This is a genomic window from Bradyrhizobium sp. CCBAU 11386, from assembly GCF_028128955.1.
GTDB lineage: Bacteria > Pseudomonadota > Alphaproteobacteria > Rhizobiales > Xanthobacteraceae > Bradyrhizobium.
This window is the reverse complement of record NZ_LBKA01000222.1, coordinates 33,459-52,193: the sequence shown is the minus strand read 5'-3', so window position 1 is coordinate 52,193 and position 18,735 is coordinate 33,459. Positions and strand designations below refer to the sequence as shown.

The 18,735-nt window shown below is 65.3% G+C and carries 17 protein-coding genes; 7 read left to right on the top strand and 10 right to left on the bottom strand.

Annotation, left to right across the window (positions count from 1 at the left end; translation table 11 throughout):
• Positions 1-17 precede the first annotated feature (17 nt).
• Entirely contained in the window at positions 18-2,285 is a 2,268-nt protein-coding gene (ptsP, locus tag XI09_RS19680) for a phosphoenolpyruvate--protein phosphotransferase (protein WP_271568305.1), read from the bottom strand.
• 288 nt (positions 2,286-2,573) lie between these two features.
• Complete coding sequence (locus XI09_RS19675; RefSeq protein WP_271568304.1) at positions 2,574-3,830, bottom strand: aspartate kinase; 1,257 nt, start codon at positions 3,828-3,830, stop codon at positions 2,574-2,576.
• A 163-nt stretch (positions 3,831-3,993) separates the two neighbouring features.
• Between XI09_RS19675 and XI09_RS19670 the strand changes: the two genes are divergently transcribed.
• The 4 genes from XI09_RS19670 to XI09_RS19655 all read left to right on the top strand — a co-directional run bounded on the left by XI09_RS19670 (position 3,994) and on the right by XI09_RS19655 (position 6,789).
• Entirely contained in the window at positions 3,994-4,461 is a 468-nt protein-coding gene (locus XI09_RS19670; protein ID WP_011083047.1) for a PH domain-containing protein, read from the top strand.
• A 14-nt stretch (positions 4,462-4,475) separates the two neighbouring features.
• On the top strand, positions 4,476-5,249 hold the full coding sequence (ubiG, locus tag XI09_RS19665) for a bifunctional 2-polyprenyl-6-hydroxyphenol methylase/3-demethylubiquinol 3-O-methyltransferase UbiG (RefSeq protein WP_271568303.1): 774 nt from the start codon (positions 4,476-4,478) through the stop codon (positions 5,247-5,249).
• A 97-nt stretch (positions 5,250-5,346) separates the two neighbouring features.
• Positions 5,347-5,628 (top strand): GIY-YIG nuclease family protein, encoded by a 282-nt coding sequence (locus XI09_RS19660; RefSeq protein ID WP_271568302.1) that lies wholly within the window; start codon positions 5,347-5,349, stop codon positions 5,626-5,628.
• Positions 5,629-5,889: 261 nt separating this feature from the next.
• On the top strand, positions 5,890-6,789 hold the full coding sequence (locus tag XI09_RS19655; protein WP_271568301.1) for an EamA family transporter: 900 nt from the start codon (positions 5,890-5,892) through the stop codon (positions 6,787-6,789).
• A gap of 92 nt (positions 6,790-6,881) precedes the next feature.
• Here the strand turns inward: XI09_RS19655 and XI09_RS19650 are convergent, their stop codons facing one another.
• The 4 genes from XI09_RS19650 to XI09_RS19635 are packed head-to-tail and all read right to left on the bottom strand — an operon-like array spanning position 6,882 to position 9,359.
• Positions 6,882-7,367, bottom strand: coding sequence for a DUF1178 family protein (locus XI09_RS19650; protein WP_271568300.1), 486 nt, complete (start codon positions 7,365-7,367; stop codon positions 6,882-6,884).
• Positions 7,364-8,242, bottom strand: coding sequence for a carbon-nitrogen hydrolase family protein (locus XI09_RS19645; RefSeq protein WP_271568299.1), 879 nt, complete (start codon positions 8,240-8,242; stop codon positions 7,364-7,366). Before XI09_RS19645 ends, XI09_RS19650 begins: the two co-directional genes overlap by 4 nt.
• Positions 8,239-8,514: a glutaredoxin 3 gene (gene grxC / locus XI09_RS19640; RefSeq protein ID WP_135175013.1), complete on the bottom strand. Its 276-nt coding sequence runs from the start codon at positions 8,512-8,514 to the stop codon at positions 8,239-8,241. The genes XI09_RS19645 and grxC overlap by 4 nt, the downstream gene beginning before the upstream one ends.
• A gap of 47 nt (positions 8,515-8,561) precedes the next feature.
• On the bottom strand, positions 8,562-9,359 hold the full coding sequence (locus XI09_RS19635; protein WP_271568298.1) for a ComF family protein: 798 nt from the start codon (positions 9,357-9,359) through the stop codon (positions 8,562-8,564).
• 223 nt (positions 9,360-9,582) lie between these two features.
• Here XI09_RS19635 and XI09_RS19630 point away from each other — a divergent pair, with 223 nt between their 5' ends.
• Entirely contained in the window at positions 9,583-10,461 is an 879-nt protein-coding gene (locus XI09_RS19630) for a methyltransferase domain-containing protein (RefSeq protein ID WP_271568297.1), read from the top strand.
• 219 nt (positions 10,462-10,680) lie between these two features.
• Here XI09_RS19630 and XI09_RS19625 read toward each other — a convergent pair whose 3' ends face one another.
• The 3 genes from XI09_RS19625 to XI09_RS19615 form a co-directional block, all read right to left on the bottom strand.
• A complete protein-coding gene (locus tag XI09_RS19625) occupies positions 10,681-11,091 on the bottom strand; it encodes a (deoxy)nucleoside triphosphate pyrophosphohydrolase (protein ID WP_271568296.1) in 411 nt (136 codons plus the stop codon).
• A 5-nt stretch (positions 11,092-11,096) separates the two neighbouring features.
• Positions 11,097-12,338, bottom strand: coding sequence for a bifunctional glutamate N-acetyltransferase/amino-acid acetyltransferase ArgJ (gene argJ, locus XI09_RS19620; protein ID WP_271568295.1), 1,242 nt, complete (start codon positions 12,336-12,338; stop codon positions 11,097-11,099).
• A gap of 102 nt (positions 12,339-12,440) precedes the next feature.
• Complete coding sequence (locus XI09_RS19615; RefSeq protein WP_271568294.1) at positions 12,441-13,349, bottom strand: peptidylprolyl isomerase; 909 nt, start codon at positions 13,347-13,349, stop codon at positions 12,441-12,443.
• Between the two features lie 354 nt (positions 13,350-13,703).
• Between XI09_RS19615 and secA the strand changes: the two genes are divergently transcribed.
• Complete coding sequence (secA, locus tag XI09_RS19610; RefSeq protein ID WP_271568293.1) at positions 13,704-16,544, top strand: preprotein translocase subunit SecA; 2,841 nt, start codon at positions 13,704-13,706, stop codon at positions 16,542-16,544.
• Positions 16,545-16,914: 370 nt separating this feature from the next.
• Here secA and XI09_RS19605 read toward each other — a convergent pair whose 3' ends face one another.
• The gene (locus tag XI09_RS19605) at positions 16,915-17,358 is read right to left on the bottom strand and encodes a MarR family winged helix-turn-helix transcriptional regulator (protein WP_025576502.1); all 444 of its coding nucleotides are present in this window, start codon (positions 17,356-17,358) and stop codon (positions 16,915-16,917) included.
• A 179-nt stretch (positions 17,359-17,537) separates the two neighbouring features.
• Here XI09_RS19605 and XI09_RS19600 point away from each other — a divergent pair, with 179 nt between their 5' ends.
• Positions 17,538-18,728 carry a substrate-binding domain-containing protein gene (locus XI09_RS19600; protein ID WP_271568292.1) on the top strand — a complete coding sequence of 397 codons (1,191 nt, stop codon included), beginning with the start codon at positions 17,538-17,540 and terminating at the stop codon, positions 18,726-18,728.
• Positions 18,729-18,735 lie beyond the last annotated feature (7 nt).

Below are 18,735 nucleotides of genomic sequence, written 5' to 3'. Positions count from 1 at the left end.
CGCGGGCGACAGGCCCGCTACAAGGCCAGGCCTTCGGCCTCGGCAAATTCCGTCAGCTTCTGCCGGATCGAGACGCTGCCGCTTGGCGCATCCAGCAACGGGCCGAGCATCGCCTCGGCTTTCTTGGCATCGAGATCGATCACCATCGCCTTGACCGGGCCGAGCGCGGTCGCCGACAGCGACAGCGAGCGATAGCCCATCGCGATCAGCGCCAGCGCGCCGATCGGCTTGGAGGCCATCTCGCCGCAGAGCGACAGCGACTTCTTCGCCGCATTGGACTTGCGGGCAATGTCGCGCAGCGCGCGCAGGATCGGCGCCGACATGGTGTCGAAGCGTTCGGAGACCTTGGCATTGCCGCGGTCGACCGCGAACAGGAACTGGAACAGATCGTTGGAGCCGACCGAGATGAAATCGACCTTCTTCAGCAGCTCGTCGAGCTGATACAGCAGCGCCGGCACCTCGACCATGGTGCCGATGTCGATGCGCTCGGGCAGCGTATGGCCGTGCTGGCGCAGATAGGTGAGCTCGCGCTCGACCAGCGCCTTTGCCGAATCGAACTCGGCGACCTCCGAGATCATCGGGAACATGATGCGCAGCGCGCGGCCGCCGCCGGCGCGCAGCAGCGCGCGGATCTGGCCGCGCAGCAGGCCGGGACGGTCGAGCCCGAGCCGGATCGCGCGCCAGCCGAGCGCGGGATTTTCCTCGATCACCGCTTCCATGTAGGGCAGCGCCTTGTCGCCGCCGATGTCGAGGGTGCGGAAGGTGACGGGCTTGGTGCCCGCCGCATCCAGCACGGTGCGGTAGAGCGCGAGCTGGTCGCTGGTGCGCGGCAGGCTCTGGCCGACCATGAATTGCAGCTCGGTGCGGAACAGGCCGATGCCGGCGCTGCCGGTGTCCTCGATATGCGGCAGGTCGATGGCGAGACCTGCGTTGATCATCAGCTCGACCTTCTGGCCGTCCTTGGTGACGCAGGGCCGGTCGCGCAGCGCGAGGTACTGCGCCTGGCGGCGGGCGCGGAAGCGCACGCGCTCGGCGAAGGCTGCCTCGATCTCCTGCGACGGGCGCACATAGATCGAGCCCGAGGTGCCGTCGACGATGATGGCATCGCCGGGATCGGCGATGCCAGGCGCGTTCGGCACCTCGCCGACCGCAGGGATTCCGAGCGCGCGCGCCACGATCGAGACGTGGGAGTTGGCGGTGCCTTCCTCCAGCACGATGCCGCGCAGGCGCTTGCGGTCGTAGTCGAGCAGCGCCGCCGGGCCCATCGCGCGGGCGATGACGATGGCGTTGTCGGGCAATTGTTCGCGTGACGGCGCATGGTCCTGGCCGACCAGCTGCCGCATCAGGCGATAGCCGAGATCCTCGAGGTCATGCAGCCGGTCGCGCAAATAAGGATCGGTCGAGCGCAGCATGCGCGCGCGGGTGTCGGACTGCACGCGCTCGACGGCCGCTTCCGCCGTGAGGCCGGTCGCGACCGCCTCGTGCAGCTTGTGCGACCAGCCCTGGTCGTTGGCGAACATGCGATAGGCTTCCAGCACATCGCGGTGCTCGCCGCCCTCGGCGACGTCGCCGCGTTCCAGCATGCGGTCGAGATCGGCGCGCAGCTTGGCGAGCGCGGTGTCCAGCCGCTTGATTTCCTTCGGCAGGTCCTCGGCGATGTAGTCCTTGATGACGACGCGCGGCTCGTGCAGCACGACATGGCCGAGCGCGATGCCTTCCGACAGGATCGCGCCGACCTTCTGCATGGAGTGGCGCGCGGCCGGCTCGAGGCCCGGCTGGGCCAGCGCCGACAATTCGCCGGAGGCGATCAGCTCGGCCAGCACCATCGCGGTGGTCTGCAGCGCCTCGAGCTCCTCCTCGACATAGGTGCGCTTGGCGCGGTTCTGCACCACCAGCACGCCGAGCGTGTTGCCGGCGCGCAGGATCGGCACGCCGAGGAAGGAGTGGTAGATTTCTTCGCCGGTCTCCGGACGGAACGAGAAGGCCGGGTGGCTCTGCGCGTCGTTCAGATTGAGCGGCGTCGCCTCGCTGGCGACGAGGCCGACCAGGCCTTCATGGGCGCTGAGCACGGTGTGGTGCACCGCCTCGCGGTTGAGACCTTCGGTGGCGTAGAGCTCGAGCGTGTTGTCGACGCGCAGCACATAGACCGAGCATACCTCGGCCACCATGTTGGCGGCGATCAGCACCACGATCTTGTCCAGCCGCTCCTGGGCCGAGACCTGCTCCGCCATGGTTTCGCGGAGCCGTCTCAACAAGACGCGGGGACCTCCCGACGCGCTCCGCATGTACCCTCAGTCTCCTCCGTCAGCCGGACCCGAAAGGGGGCCCCGGCGGCTCGCCCGATAATCCAGAAAAACAACGAATTTGCTCATCCGGCGCCGGTCCAGGCCCAAATCTTCTTCAGACTTGGCACCTGAGCCGAATCAGCACCGCCTCAACTGGGGCACAGTTTGTGGCAGCCCACCCTGTTCGCCGTATAGCGAATTGGGGCTTGTTTTGCCAAGCAAAACGCCTGCCAGACGCGAAGGTGTGTACACCTTCGCGTTTGCTGCGACCGCTAAGAGAAAATTAGCCTAAGCCTGATCGAGGCCGTAGAGCGTGTGCAGGGTCCGCACCGCAAGCTCGGTATAGGCGGTGTCGATCAATACCGAGAATTTGATCTCGGAGGTTGTAATGGCCCGGATGTTGATATTCCGTCCGGCGAGGGCCGAGAACGCCTGGGCGGCGACGCCGGCATGGCTGCGCATGCCGCTGCCGATTACCGATATCTTGGCGACGTCGGTGGCGGTATCGAGCCGGGCATAGCCGATCTTGCCCTTGGCGGCGGTAATCGTGTCCTTGGCGCGGGTGTAGTCGGCGGCCGGCACCGTGAAGGTGAGGTCGGTGGTCTTGCCGTCCTCAGAGACGCCCTGCACGATCATGTCGACGTTGATGTTGGCTTCCGCCAGCGGGCCGAAGATCGACGCGGCGACGCCCGGCTTGTCCTCGATCTGGCGCACCGAAATCTGGGCCTCGTCCTTCGAAAAGGCGATGCCGGTGACGACGTGGCTTTCCATGATCTCCTCCTCGCTGCAGATCAGCGTGCCGGGCGGCTGGTTGGCATGCGGGTCGATATCCTCGGGCTTGTCGAAGCTCGAGCGGACGAAGATCGGCATGTTGTGGACCATGCCGAGTTCCACCGAGCGGACCTGGAGCACTTTAGCGCCCTGCGAGGCCAGTTCCAGCATGTCTTCGAACGCGATCTTGTCGAGCCTCTTGGCCTTCGGCACGATTCGCGGGTCGGTGGTGTAGACGCCGTCGACGTCGGTGTAGATGTCGCAGCGGTCGGCCTTGACGGCGGCGGCGATCGCCACCGCCGAGGTGTCGGAGCCGCCACGGCCGAGCGTGGTGATCCGGTTCGTCTCGGGGTTGATGCCCTGGAAGCCGGCAATGACCGCGACTTCCTTGCGATCCCTGAAGCGCTTGATGATCTCACTGCCGTCGATGTCCTCGATCCGGGCCGAGGCATGGGCGTCGCTGGTCTTGATCGGGATCTGCCAGCCCTGCCAGGAGCGGGCCTGGATGCCCATGCTCTGGAGCACGATGGCAAGAAGGCCGGACGTCACCTGCTCACCGGAGGCGACGACGGCGTCGTATTCGCGCGCATCGTGCATCGGCGAGGCCTCGGTGCACCAGGCCACCAGCTCGTTGGTTTTGCCCGACATCGCCGAGACGACCACGGCCACTTCGTGGCCGGCGTCGATCTCACGCTTCACATGGCGTGCGACGTTGCGGATGCGTTCGATGTTGGCGACGGATGTGCCGCCGAATTTCATCACGAGGCGGCTCATGACGACGCGTGCATTCCCTCATAAGGATCAGTATGGTGGCCCGCACTGGACGGGCCTCGCGGACACCGACCGCGCGTATACATAGCGGCGGGGCCGGGGGCAAGCGGGTTCCTGCGGGGGCAGGCTCGAGGTCTGGCTTGGGGGTAATGGGTTAACCGAGATCATGGCGCGTTACATCGACGAGATCCTGCAACCGGGCGAGCGGGTGCTGTATTCGACCAATGCGCACTGGATCTTCTATTTCCCGGCGATCGTGGCCTGGATCGTGGCCCTGGCCCTGTTCGCCCTGTCCCGGCAGAGCGACATCTACAGCGTGATGATCCTGTCCCTGTTCGGCTCCGGCCTGGTGGCGCTGGCCGCCCTGTACTGGACCGTGAAGGGCTGGTTCCATCGCTTCACCACCGAGACCGACGTCACCAACCTCAGGGTTGTGCACAAGACCGGGTTCATCAAGCGCCGCACCTTCGAGATGGCGCTGGACAAGGTCGAGAGCGTCGACGTCGATCAGACGATTCTTGGACGTATTCTCAACTACGGCGACGTGACCATTCGCGGTGTCGGCGAGGGGATCGAGACGATCAGGACCATCGCTTCGCCGCTCGCCTTCCGTAGTTCGATCACCACGCGGTAGGACCGCGCGTAACCATGAGCATGCAGCAAAATACTTCCGCATCCGCCACGGCCCAGCCGGGCTCGACCGTCGACGCCGCCGAGATCGCGAAATTCTCTAAACTCTCGGCGGAGTGGTGGGACCCCAAGGGCAAGATGGCGCCGCTGCACCGGATCAACCCGCTGCGGCTCGGCTACATCCGCGACGCCGCCTGCCGCAAGTTCGAGCGCAACGTGCGCAGCCTCAACTGCCTCGGCGGCCTGCGCGTGCTCGACATCGGCTGCGGTGCCGGCCTGCTCTGTGAGCCGCTGTCACGGCTAGGGGCCCAGGTCATCGGCGTCGATCCCTCGCAGAGCAATATTGCGGCTGCAAAACTGCATGCCGACAAGAGCCATCTTGCGATCGACTACCGCTGCACCACGGTGGAGGAGATCGACCCGCGCGAGCGCTTCGACATCGTGCTGGCGATGGAGGTGGTCGAGCACGTCGTCGATGTCGGCGTTTTCCTGAAGCGCTGCGCCTCGATGCTGAAGCCGAACGGGCTGATGGTGGTCTCGACGCTGAACCGGAACTGGAAGAGCTTCGCGCTCGCCATCGTCGGCGCCGAATACGTCCTGCGCTGGCTGCCGCGCGGCACCCACGAATGGAACAAGTTCGTCACGCCCGACGAGCTGACGAAGTATCTCCTCGACAACCGCCTCGTCATCACCGAGCAGACCGGCGTCGTCTATAGCCCCTTCGCCGACAAATGGACCCTCTCCTCCGACATGGACGTGAATTACATGGTGGTGGCGGAAGGGATGGTGTGATGTTCCAAGCTGGTCACTCATGGGCGGCGTCGTCCCTGCGAACGCAGGGACCCATAACCCCAGGCGACAGTCGTTAGCCGAGACAGGCGCTCCGAGCATGTACTACGTCTACATCCTCGCCAGCCGTCATCACGGAACGCTCTACATCGGCATCACCAACTCACTCCAGAAGCGGCTGGAAGAGCATCGGAACGGCAAGGGCTCGGAGTTCGTCAAGCGATACGGAGTGTATCGGATCGTTTACACCGAGGCCTTCGAGCGAGCGGAAGACGCGATCACCCGTGAAAAGCAACTGAAGCGCTGGAAGCGCGACTGGAAGATCGAGCTGATCGAGCGGGAGAATCCGGAGTGGCGTGATCTGAGCGATCTGTTAGTTTAACACGCCGGCCGCGCCAAACCCCACCTGTCGTCCCTGCGAACGCAGGGACCCATACCGCGGAATCTATCGGCGGCGGACGGTGGTGGATGCGCGGGCTGGCAGCCTTCGTAAAACTGCTCCCTGGGGTTATGGGTCCCTGCGTTCGCAGGGACGACAGTGTGCTTGTTGCGAGAGCATCGCACCCATGACGCCCATGTGGTTGACCAGTGAGTCTGTTCCCGTCACGCTAATCAACCTACCTTCCTAACCAATCCCCCACCCATGCTCACCATCGCCAGCCTCTGGATTCCCTTCACCCTCGTTGCCGCGCTCGGGCAGGTCGCGCGCAATGCGATGCAGCGGTCGTTGACGAAGCCGCTGGGGACGTGGGGCGCGACCAATATCCGCTTCCTGTTCGGCTTCCCGTTCTCGCTGCTGTTCCTTGCCCTGGTGCTGGTCGCCACCGGCGATCATCTCGGCATGCCGCCGACCGTGTTCTGGCCGTGGCTGCTGCTCGGGGCGCTCAGCCAGATCGTTGCGACCGGCCTGATGCTGCTCGCCATGAACGACCGCTCCTTCGTGGTGACGACGGCTTACCTCAAGACCGAGGCGATCCAGACCGCGATCTTCGGCTTCGTCTTCCTCGGCGATCACCTGACGTGGCTGAAAGTGCTGGCGATCGTGATCGCGACCGTCGGCGTCGTCATCACGGCGCTGCGGCCGGGCGGTGAGAAGAGTTTTGCTGAACTCAAGCCGACCATCACCGGCCTCGTCGCGGCCGCGGCGTTCGCGCTCTCGGCGGTCGGTTTCCGCGGCGCGATCATCAACGTGCCGGGCGTGTCGTTCGTGACGGCAGCGACGTTCACGCTGGTGCTCGGCCTGTTTGTGCAGACGTTGGTGCTGACGATCTATCTGCTCTGGCGCGCACCGAACGTGTTGCGGGGCATCCTCGGACTATGGAAGCCCTCGATGCTGGCCGGCTTCACCGGCGCCTTCGCCTCGCAGTTCTGGTTTCTGGCGTTCGCGCTGACGGCCGCCGCCAATGTCCGCACGCTTGCGCTGATCGAGGTGCTGTTCGCGCAAGCCGTGGCATACTACTCGTTCAAGCAGCCGGTCTCCCCGCGGGAGCTTGCCGGCATCGCGCTGATCGTGGTTGGTGTGGCGGTGCTTGTGGGGGTGTAGCCGTCATTCCGGGGCGCCCGAAGGGCGAACCCGGAATCTCGAGATCCCGGGTCTGGTCCTGCGGACCATCCCGGGATGACGCGCTTCGCGCGTCAATTCCGGTCTTCCGGCAGCGTCGGCAGCGGCGAGACCTCGATGCCTTCGTCGATCAGCGACTTCGCCTCTTCGGGCGAGGCCTCGCCGTAGATCGGGCGGTGCTCCTTGTCGCCGTAATGCATCGCGCGGGCTTCGTTGGGGAAGCGCTCGCCGACATTGTCGGCGTTCTTGACGATGTGATCGCGCAGCTCCTTGAGCTTGGCGCGCAGCTCGCGCTCCTGCGCCATCAGCAGCGAGGTCGGTCCTGACGGCGCAGCCTCGGGCGTGGTGGTTGCGGCGGTGGGCTCCGGCGGCGGCGTGGCGGGCCCGCGGCCCTTCTTGCCGACGATGCGCGGGGCCATGATCGCCTTCTCGACCTTGGCCGACCCGCAGATCGGGCAGGTCACGAGCTTGCGCTTCACCTGCGAATCGTAGGCCGACGAGCTCTGGAACCAGCTTTCGAATGCGTGGTTGCGGTCGCAGTGAAGCGCGTAGCGGATCATGCTGATCCCCGTACCAGATGCAGATGATCCGGCCCGGCCTTGGGGTCGGAGACGCCGAAGCGGCGGCCGTGCTGGAGCGACGGGATCGCCCGGCGGGCGGTCTCGACCTTGGCCGGATCGATTTTGGCCATGATGATACCGGGCTCGACATCGCCCTCGGCGAGGATCTCGCCCCAGGGGTCGATGATCAGCGAGTGGCCATAGGTCTCCCGCTTGTTCTCGTGCAGGCCGGCCTGTGCGGCGGCGAACACGAAACAACCGGTCTCGATCGCGCGTGCGCGCAGCAGCACGTGCCAATGCGCCTCTCCGGTCTTGCGCGTGAAGGCGGACGGCACGGTGATGAAGTACGCGCCGCTCTCGGCCAGCGCGCGGTAGAGCGCGGGAAAGCGCACGTCGTAGCAGATCGTCAGCCCGACCCGGCCCCAGGGCAGGTCGGAGATCACGGCGGTCTCGCCCGGCTGGTAGTTGGCGGATTCGCGATAGCTCTCGCCGTCCGGCAGCTCGATGTCGAACATGTGGATCTTGTCGTAGCTCGCGAGCACATCGCCCTCGGGCCCGATCAGGAACGAGCGGTTGACCGCTTTTTCGTCGGAGAAACGCAATGCCAGCGAGCCGACATGGATGTGGATCTTCAGTTCCGCCGCGAGCGCGCGGTAAGCCTTCAGCGAGGCGTCGTTCTCTTCGCTCTGGAGGTGCTCGAACAGTGCCTTGCGGTTGAGCTGCATCATGTTGCTGACTTCGGGCGTCTGCACGTAGTCGGCGCCGTTGGCCGCAGCCTGCCGAATCAGCTTGGTGGCCTGCGCGAGGCTGGGCTCGGGCATCAGGCCGGTGCGCATCTGCACCATCGCGGCGGTGAAGGTCCTATTCTCGCTCATGATTCAGCCTTCACACTTTCGAGCATGCCGTCGAGCTTGCCCTCGCGATCGAGCGCGTAGAGGTCGTCGCAGCCGCCGACATGGCTGCCGCCGATCCAGATCTGCGGGAAGGTCGAGCCCTCGCCGGCGCGGTCGTACATCTCGTCGCGCCAGGACGGGTTCTTGGCGACGTCGAACTCCGCGAAGGTCGCCTTCTTGCGGGTCAGCAGCGATTTGGCCGCGGAACAATAGCCGCAGCCCGGCCTGGTGTAGATCTCGACAGCAGCGGTCATGTCTTCTGGCGCTCTCATGTCATGAATTCATTGAATTATATGGGACTTCACCGGATCTCCACAACCCGGGCAAAGACCAGCACGTCGACCTGGGCCGCTTTGGCGCGCAGCAAGGCACGGGCGCAGGCGTCCAGCGTCGCCCCCGACGTCAGGACGTCGTCGATCAGGACGATACGGCGGCCCTGCACCTCGGCCTGACGTTCGGGAGATACCTGGAATGCGCCCTGCACATTCGTGGCGCGCTGGGCCCGCGACAGGCCGATCTGCTGCTCGGTGGCGCGCACCCGGCGCAGCACCTCGCCGCGTACCTTGACGCCGCTCTGCCGCTCGATGCTTCGCGCCAGCGCTCCGGACTGGTTGTAGCGTCGCCGCCAGGCCCTTCGCCAATGCAAGGGCACGGGAATCAGCATGTCGGCCCCGGTGAGCAGCTCGCCGCCCGCGCGCGCCATCCAGCGACCCATGGCGGGCGCCAGATCGGTGCGGTCCTGGTATTTCAGCGCATGCACCAGCGTGCGCGCGACGTCGTCATAGCGTACCGCCGCGCGCGCCCGCATGTAGGCCGGCGGGCTCGCGATCGCCTCCATCGACAGCATGTCCGGGCCGGGGTCGTAGACGAAGGGAATGCCGAGCCGCGGGCAATAGGGCCGCTCGATGAACGACAATCGCGCCCAGCAGGCCGCGCAAACGCCCTCGCCATCGACCGGCTCGCGGCAGGACACGCACAAGGTCGGCAGCGCAATGTCGAGCGTCAGCCTTGCCGCGCGCGCCAGCGCGTGGCGGCCGGCCGTCCATGCGGCACGCAGAGGGGCAGTGAAGGAACGGGAAGGGGCAGCGTCGGCTTCCATGGGGGAAGGCTAGCGTCCCGATCGACGACGCTCAAGCCACGCTCTCGTGCCCCGGACGCAGCGCAGCGCCACCCTGGCGATGCGAAGCATCGTCCAGTGGCGGTGCGTTGCAGAGCCGGGGCCCATCTCACCGCATCGCACGGTGTTGCCTTCTGGGTCCCGGCTCTGCGCAGCAGCGCTAAAAGCGCTGCAGCGCGTCCGGGACACGAGAGAGGAGATTGCAATGACCAGCTTGATCGGCGTAACCAGCGGCATGGCCCAGACCCCGCAAACCCCGCCCGCTTTGTTCGATCGTGCCTTGCTGCACGCGCGGCAACGCCGTGCGCAGGCACAAGGCGCCGTGAGCTTCCTGCTCGATCGGGTCGCCGAGGACATGTCCGACCGGCTCGCCGCGGTGATGCGGGAGTTTCACGCTCCGGCCGATCTCTGGACGCCCGGTGAGGGCCTCGCGGCCTTGCGCGCGCGGCTGCCGTCACTTCAGCGGATTGCACTTGGCAAAACCGGCGAGGAAAAGCTGCCTTTCACGCCCGACAGCCTCGATCTCGTCGTCTCGGCGCTGGCACTGCAATTCGTCAACGACCTGCCGGGCGTGTTGGCGCAGGTCCGTCGTGCGCTGAAGCCGGATGGCTTGCTGCTGGCCGCGATGATCGGCGGCGACAGCCTGACGGAGCTGCGCCAGGCTTTTGCTGCCGCCGAAGCCGAATGCGAGGGCGGTGTTTCGCCGCGCGTCGCGCCGTTCGCCGATCTGCGCGACATCGGCGCGCTGTTGCAGCGCGCGGGCTTTGCACTGCCGGTCACCGACGTCGATCGTGTCGTGGTGCGCTATGCCAATGCCTTTGCACTGATGCAGGACATCAGGCGCATGGGCGCGGCCAATGTGCTGATCGAACGCCGCCGCACGCCGAGCCGGCGCGCGACGCTGCTGCGGATGGCCGAAATCTATGCCGAACGCTTTGCCGATGCCGACGGCCGCATCCGCGCGACGTTCGACATCATCTGGCTCTCCGGCTGGGCCCCGCATGCAAGCCAGCAGCAGCCGCTCAAGCCGGGGTCGGCGAAAGCGAGTCTTGCGGAGGCGGTGAAGAAGGCGGGGGAGAGCTGAGTCGCTCTCTCCGTCACTGCCGAGATCGTCGCCCAAGAATTCGATGTCGTCCCGGCGAAGGCCGGGACCCATAGCCACAGGGAGTGGTTGTGGCGCGAAGGCGGTCACTCCGAGTCCCCGTAACCACGCCTTCCTGTGGTTATGGGTCCCGGATCGGCGCGCGCTCTGGGCGCGCTTGTCCGGGACGACGATGGAGATTGAGGCGCGGTCGCTACCAACTCACATCAACAAATCAATCAAATGCGGGATCAGCGGAATGTCCGCGGGCGGCATCGGGTAGTCGCGCAGCTTGTTGGCGCGGACCCAGGCGAGAGTCTGGCCCTCGCGTGCGGTGACCATCCCCTCCCAGCGCCGGCAGATATAGAGCGGCATCAACAGGTGGAAGGTCTCGTAGCCGTAGCTCGCAAAGGTCAGCGGCGCCAGGCACGGCTCGGCGACGGTAATGCCGAGCTCTTCATGCAGCTCGCGGATCAGGCTCTGCTCCGGCCGCTCGCCGGGCTCGAGTTTGCCGCCGGGAAATTCCCAGAGGCCGGCCAGCGCCTTGCCTTCGGGGCGCTGCGCGATCAGGACGCGCTTGTCGGCGTCGACAAGCGCGCAGGCCACCACCAGTGTGAGCTTGAGAGTGGTCATGGAGACTATGACCTGTAATCCCCGTTGATCGCGACATACTCCTTGGTGAGGTCGCAGGTCATGACGCGGTCGCGGCCTTTGCCAAGGCCGAGCGAGACCTTGATCGCGATCTCCGGCGCCTTCATCGCCTCCGACACCTGCGCTTCGTCGTAGTCAGGATCGCGCGCGCCGCTCTTGGCGACGCGGATGCCGTTGAAGGAGATCGAGAGCTTGTCGCGGTCGGCCGGCTCGCCGGCCTTGCCGACGGCCATCACCACGCGGCCCCAGTTGGCGTCCTCGCCGGCGATCGCGGTCTTCACCAGCGGCGAGTTGGCAATCGACATCGCGATCTTGCGCGCCGACGCCTTGGTCTTGGCGCCTTCGACGGTGATCTCGACCAGCTTGCGCGCGCCTTCGCCGTCGCGGGCGACCTGCTCGGCGAGATTGGCGAGCACCTGGTTGAAGGCCTTGATGAAGGCCTTCAACCTGGGATCGCTGGCGCGGCTGATTTTGGGCGCACCGTGCTCGGCGGCCGCGCCCGTCGCGAACGCCAGCAGCGTGTCCGAGGTCGAGGTGTCGCCGTCGATCGTCACCGCGTTGAAGGTGTCCTCGACGCCGCTCTTGAGCAGCGCTTGCAGGGCGGCCGGCGCGATCGGCGCATCGGTGAAGACGAACGACAGCATCGTCGCCATGTCGGGCGCGATCATGCCGGCGCCCTTGGCCATGCCGTTGATGGTGACCTTGGCCTTGCCGAGCTTGACCGTCGCGGTCGCGACCTTGGGGAAGGTGTCGGTGGTCATGATCGCCTTGGCCGCGGCGAGATAGTCGCCCGGCTCGGCGGTCTCGGCCAGCCGGCCCAAAACGCCGTCGAACTTGGTCGCGTCCAGCGGCTCGCCGATCACGCCGGTCGAGGCCAGGAAGATCTCGCTCTCGCTGCACCCGACGGCCTTGGCCGCGATCTTGGCGGTCAGCGCGGTGGAGCTGCGGCCGGTCTTGCCGGTGAAGGCGTTGGCATTGCCGGAATTGACGACCAGGGCGCGCGCCTTGCCGCCCTTCAGCTTGGCGCGGCACCATTCCACCGGCGCGGACGGGCATTTCGACCTGGTGAAGACGCCGGCCACCGCGGTGCCTTTGTCCATCACCGCCAGCAGCACGTCGGTGCGGTTCTTGTAGCGGATGCTGGCCTCGGCCGTCGCAAGGCGGACGCCCGCGATCACGGGCATGTCGGGAACGTGTTTCGGGGCGAGGGGAGAGACGGAGGAGGACATCGCGGGGCGCCTTGGTGAGGTCTGGATATGCAGATGGCCGGGCATTTGCCCGGCCATTGCGACGTTAGATACTATTGGCGTCCGCGAAGTGACAGCGAATTCTTACTTCTTCGCAGGGGGCGCCATCTTGCTGTCGGAGGGCTTCGCCGCGTCGGCGGGCTTGGCGTCCGCCGCCGGCTGGTCCAGCCGCTCGACCTTGGCTTCCGTGCGCAGCTTGGCGACGTAGTCGGCCTGGGCCTTGCGGGTGACGTACTGCTCGATCTGGGCCTTGACCTGCTCGAAGTCCGGCGCCTTGCGGTTGCGCTTTTCCTCGACCTTGATGATGTGCCAGCCGAACTGCGACTTCACGGGGTCGGAGATCTTGCCCGGCTCCAGCGCGAAGGCCACCGCCGAGAATTCCGGCACCATCTGCTCCTTGGTGAAGAAGCCGAGGTCGCCGCCGTCGGCGGAGCCCGGATCCTTGGACTTCTTCTTGGCGAGCTCGGCGAAATCGGCGCCCTTGTCGAGCTCGGCCTTCACCGCCTTGGCCTCGTCCTCGGTCTCGACCAGGATGTGGCGGGCGCGCACCTCCTGCTCGCCGGTGATCTGCTTGGAGGCCTCCTCATAGACCTTCTTCATGGCGTCGGGGGTGGTGGCGGCCTTGCCCTCGTTGGCGAGCAGGCTGTCCATCAGGAGGCGGTTGCGGGCGAACGCCAGGCGCTTCTTGAACTCCTCGCTGTCGGCGACCTTCTTGTCTTCGGCAGCCTTGCTGACGATTTTCATGTCGATCAGGAAGGACAGGACGTTCTCGTCCTTGGTCGCCGGGTCCATCTGGGCAAGGCTCGGCCCGAGTTCCTCCTCGGCCATGGCCACGTCGCTCTTCTTGATTTCCGCGCCATTGACCTTCGCCAGGACCGGATCGTCGGCAGCCCGGCCGGGACCCGCGATCAGCGCCAGCGCAAGGCAGCCCACGAGGGCGGTGGCGAGCCCGAAGCGCAGGCCGGTTTTGGTTACCGGGAACGAGGTGGTCATGGAAAATCCTTATGTTGAAGCAGGGGGCTGCTCGAGCGGGGCGGACACTCGCCCAATTCAGGGGGGCTTGGCAACGCGAAAAGTCTGTCAAAATGATGAATTAGCCGCAATGCGCCCGCCGTTGACAAGGCCCTGACCGGGCCATATCTCTGCCCGGTCGCGACCATGGCGATGGCGTTTATTTTGCTGCGTTTTTGGCCGTTGAACCCAGACTTGCCCAATTCCCACCCATATGGCGGATGACCCCCCGCAGTCCGGGCTCTGGCGCCATCAGGCGTCACGGTGAGTTGATAGGCAGGCGGGTGACAACTTCTTGGCTGCAACGCGGTTAAATCGCGAACACAGGAACTAGGCATGATCGGCGCGCTCGCCCGCAAGTTTTTCGGCTCCGCCAACGACCGGCGGGTGAAGGGATATCAGTCCCGCGTCAACGCGATCAACGCGCTGGAGCCCGAGCTCATCAAGCTCTCCGACGAGGAGCTCAAGGCCCGGACCGCCGACTTCAGGAAGCAGCTCGCCGAGGGCAAGACCTTGGACGACCTGCTCGTGCCCGCCTTCGCCACCGTGCGCGAGGCCGCCAAGCGCACGCTCGGCCAGCGCCATTTCGACGTCCAGCTGATCGGCGGCATGGTGCTGCACGAGGGCGACATCGCCGAGATGAAGACCGGTGAAGGCAAGACGCTGGTGGCGACGCTTGCGGTCTATCTCAACGCGCTCGCCGGCAAGGGCGTCCATGTCGTCACCGTCAACGACTACCTCGCCCGCCGCGACTCCGGTTGGATGGGCCAGATCTACGGCTTCCTCGGCATGACCACCGGCGTGATCGTGCATGGCCTCGACGATGCCGAGCGCAAGACGGCCTATGCCTGCGACATCACCTACGGCACCAACAACGAATACGGCTTCGATTACCTGCGCGACAACATGAAGTACCGGCTCGAGGACATGGTCCAGCGGCCGCACTTCTTCGCCATCGTCGACGAAGTCGACTCCATCCTGATCGACGAGGCGCGCACGCCGCTGATCATCTCCGGCCCGCTCGACGACCGCTCCGACTTCTACAACACCATCGACGGCTTCCTGCCCAAGCTCGACAAGTCCGACTACGACGTCGACGAGAAGCAGCGCACCGTGACGCTGACCGAAGCCGGCATGGAGAAGATCGAAACCTTGCTGCGCGATGCCGGCCAGCTCAAGGGCGAGTCGCTCTACGACGTCGAGAACGTCTCCGTCGTGCACCACATCAACCAGGCCCTGCGCGCGCACACGCTGTTCACCCGCGACAAGGACTACATCGTCCGCGACGACGAGGTCGTCATCATCGACGAGTTCACGGGACGCATGATGCCGGGCCGCCGCTATTCGGAAGGCCTGCACCAGGCGCTCGAGGCCAAGGAGCACGTCCAGGTCCAGCCCGAGAACCAGACGCTGGCCTCGATCACCTTCCAGAACTACTTCCGCATGTACGAGAAGCTTGCGGGCATGACCGGTACGGCCGCGACCGAAGCGGACGAACTGTTCGACATCTACAAGCTCGAGGTCGTGGAGATCCCGACCAATCTGTCGGTCGCGCGTCTCGACGAGGACGACGAGGTCTACCGCACCCAGAAGGAAAAATACGCCGCCATCCTCGCCGAGATCGAGCGGGCGAACGCACGACTCCAGCCGGTGCTGGTCGGCACGGCGTCGATCGAGAAGTCGGAGGTGCTCGCCGAGTTCCTCAAGTCGAACGGCTACAAGCAGATCGATTTCGGCAAGGAGAACGCGCTCGACAAGCTCTATGCCGCGGCGCGTGCCGGCAAGCCGTCGAAGCTGTTCGCGGTCCTGAATGCGCGCTTCCACGAGCAGGAAGCCTACATCGTGGCGGAAGCCGGCGTTCCCGGCGCGATCACGATCGCGACCAACATGGCCGGCCGCGGCACCGACATCAAGCTCGGCGGCTCGCTCGAGATGCGCGTCCCGAAGGAAACCGCGGGCATCGAGGACGAGGCCGAGAAGGCCAGGAAGATCGAGCAGATCAAGGCCGACGTCGAGCGCTTCCGCGAGATCGTGCTGAAGGCCGAGGAAACCGTCGAGATCGAGCCGGCGAAGGGCAACAAGCCTGCCAAGACCGTGAAGAAGCCGGGGGGCCTCTACATCATTGGCTCCGAGCGTCACGAATCCCGCCGCATTGACAACCAGCTGCGCGGCCGTTCCGGCCGTCAGGGCGACCCCGGCCGCTCGAAGTTCTTCCTGTCGCTGGAAGACGATCTGATGCGCATCTTCGGCTCGGATCGCCTCGACAGCATGCTCCAGCGTCTCGGCCTGCAAGAGGGCGAGGCCATCATCCATCCCTGGATCAACAAGGCTCTGGAGAAGGCGCAGCAGAAGGTCGAGGCCCGCAACTTCGACATCCGCAAGAACCTGCTCAAGTTCGACAACGTCCAGAACGACCAGCGCAAGGTGATCTTCGACCAGCGCGTCGACCTGATGAAGGACGACAGCGTCGCCGAGACCATCACCGACATGCGCCATGCCTTCATCGACGACCTCGTCGCCAAGCACGTGCCCGAGCATGCCTATGCCGAGCAGTGGGACGTCGCCGGCCTGAAGGAAGAGCTGAAGCGCGTGCTCGATCTCGACCTGCCGGTCGACGAATGGGCCAAGGAAGAGGGCATCGCCGACGAGGAGCTGCTCAACCGCATCGAGACCCGCGCCGACGAGCACATGGCCGCCAAGGTCGCGCAATGGGGCCCCGACGTGATGCGTTACGTCGAGAAGACCATCTTGCTCCAGACGCTCGACCATCTCTGGCGCGAGCATCTGATCATGCTCGACCATCTGCGCCAGGTCATCGGCCTGCGCGGCTACGGCCAGCGCGATCCGCTGCAGGAGTACAAGACCGAGGCCTTCAATCTCTTCCAGGAGATGAGCGCGCACCTGCGCGAGGCCGTCACGGCGCAGCTGATGCGGGTCGAGATCGTCCCGCCGGAGCAGGAAGCACCCGTGCTGCCGCTGATGGAAGCGCACAAGTTCGACCCCAACACCGGCGAGGACGAGATGGCGCTCGCCAGCGTCACGCTCGGCGCACCGGCTTCCGACGCCGCCCAGCGCGATCCGAAGAACCCCGCCTCCTGGGGCAAGATCGGCCGCAACGAGGACTGCCCGTGCGGCTCAGGGAAGAAGTACAAGCACTGCCACGGGCGGTATGCGTAAGGCCTGAATGTACTTGTGAGGCGCAACACCGGCGCCTCAATCTTCACTGTCGTCGCCCGGCTTGACCGGGCGACCCAGTACGCCGCAGCTTCTCGGTTCAATCAAAGCCTTCTCTGTAATACTGGATCGCCCGATTAAATCGGGCGATGACAGTTGTGCATGTGGTGTGCAGCTCACTCCGTCGTCCTGGCGAAAGCCAGGACCCATTACCCCAGGGAGAAGTCGCGGCGCGACGCCGGCAACCGCGAGTCTTCGTCAAACCTGCTCTTGGGGTAATGGGTCCTGATCTGCGCTCCGCTCGAGACAACGCTGCGCGTTGTCGGGAGCTGCGCTTGTCCAGGACGACGATGGAATTGAATTGCCCGCCGACTCAATTCGAGCTGTCGATCAAGCTCTCCAAGAGCCGCTTCAATTCGCTCGTCGACTTGTCGCCGTAGCTCTCCAGGATGTGCTCCTCCTGGTCGACCGCGAGCGAGTTGAGCTTCTTGCACAGCACCTTGCCGCGGTCGGAGATGAACATCAGGACCTTGCGGCGGTCGTTCGGGTCCTGCACGCGATAGACCAGCGTGTCGGAGACCATGCGGTCGATCATCTTGGTCAGCGTCGGATGGTTGAGCAGCACGGCGTCCGCAAGCTCGCCCATCGAATGGCCGTTCCCGTCCGACAGGACCTTCAGGATGCGCCATTGCTCGACGGGAACACCTTCCTTGCTCAACCGCAGTTCCAGCTGCCGGTTGATCTCCCGGTTGGCTTGCGCGAGCAGGTAGGCGAGGTGTTCGGTGATCGGGGAGTTTTCTTTCGACGGTTTTGCCACGGCTAAGACTTCGTCTTGACCCAAATGAGTGAATGTCTTGCAATCAATGCTGCATCTATATGCACTTCAATTCTTGAATATTCAATATTTTCAAAATAGGATCATTGCCCAACAAAAGGGCGGAAGCCGCGGCCGCCTGCTCAATGTGCTTTCAGGTCTGGTGCCAGACAGGAGTTGGCGTGCGCGCGACGGTAAACTTCCCGGCTCACGGCGGCCCGGCGTTGCCGCCGTCTTTGCTGTTCAGGAATCTGTCGTCATCGGCATCGGCGGCCGACTTCGACCTGTCGCCGGTTGACGCGCATTTCCTGAAGCGTCGCGGCGCGCGCAACAAGCTGCGCATCGGCAATTTCCTCACCTTCACCGGCTCGCCCGGGATCTGGGGCCCGACCTCCACCAACAGCGCGATGCTGGCGGTCGCCGAGATCAACAAGCGCGGCGGCATTTTGGGCCGCGAGCTGGAGCTGTCGATCTACGATTCCGGCGGCCCGATCGACGAGGTGGTACGGCGCGCCGAGCAGGCGATCGCCTTCGACGAGGTCGACCTGATCATGGGCTCGCATATCAGCGCCGTCCGCGTCGCGCTGCGCAAGGTCACCGGCAACCGCATCCCCTACATCTACACCCCGGTCTATGAGGGCGGCGAGCGCACGCCGGGCGTGATGGCGATCGGCGAGACGCCGCGCTGGCAGAGCCGGCCGTCGATCCACTGGTTGGCCGACGTCAAGAAGGCGGTGCGCTGGTACCTGATCGGCAGCGATTACGTCTGGCCCTGGCAGTCGCATCGCGCGGTCAAGCGCTACATCAAGGAAGCCGGCGGCCAGGTCGTCGGCGAGGAATTCGTCCCCGTCGGCGAGGACAATCACGAGCCGCATCTGGCGCGCATCCGCGCCGCCAAGCCTGACGTGGTGCTGATCTCGCTGATCGGCACCGACAGCATCACCTTCAACCGCGCCTTCGCCGAGGCGGGCCTCGCCACCTCGACGCTGCGGCTGGCAGGCGCGATGGACGAGACCGTGCTGCTCGGCATCGGCGCCGACAACACCGAGAATTTGTTCTGCGCCTCCGGCTATTTCAACTGCATGGCCTCGCGCGCCAATGACGAGTTCCTCGGCGGCTATCAGGCCATGTTCGGCCCGCATGCGCCGCCTGTCGGTTCCGTCGGCCAGTCAAATTACGAGGGGCTGCGGTTCCTGGAGTCCGTGGCCAACCGTGCCGGCTCACTCGCCCTGCATCCGCTGCTGAAGGCGGCGCGCAACACCGTCTATTCGGCGGGCCGCGGGCCCGTCACCATCCGCGATGGCCGCGCCGAGATGCCGATGTATCTCGCCGAAGCGGACGGTCTCGACTTCAAGCTCATCAAGACGCTCTGAGATCCGG